Origin of the sequence: Enterobacter sp. EGD-HP1, assembly GCF_000733275.2 — a bacterium.
GTDB lineage: Bacteria > Pseudomonadota > Gammaproteobacteria > Enterobacterales > Enterobacteriaceae > Enterobacter.
The window spans coordinates 1-295 of the sequence record NZ_AVOP01000030.1; the positions used below are offsets into that span (position 1 = coordinate 1).

1 rRNA gene is annotated in these 295 nt (G+C 46.1%); it reads right to left on the minus strand.

Going from position 1 to position 295, the window contains the following annotated elements:
* Positions 1-174 (minus strand): 23S ribosomal RNA (locus tag N037_RS15615); the annotation flags it as partial.
* Between the last annotated feature and the right edge of the window lie 121 nt (positions 175-295).

Genomic DNA, 295 nt, shown 5'->3' on the forward strand with positions numbered 1-295 from the left:
CGTTAACCTATGTATTCAGTTAACGATAGTGTGACGAATCACACTGGGTTTCCCCATTCGGACATCGCCGGGTCAAAGGTTCATATCACCTCGCCGGCGCTTTTCGCAGATTAGCACGTCCTTCATCGCCTCTGACTGCCAGGGCATCCACCGTGTACGCTTAGTCGCTTAACCTCACAACCCGAAGATGTTTCTTTCGATTCATCATCGACTTGCGAAAATTTGAGAGACTCGAACACACATTAACTGTGTGTCGTTTCAATTTTCAGCTTGATCCAGATTTTTAAAGAGCAAA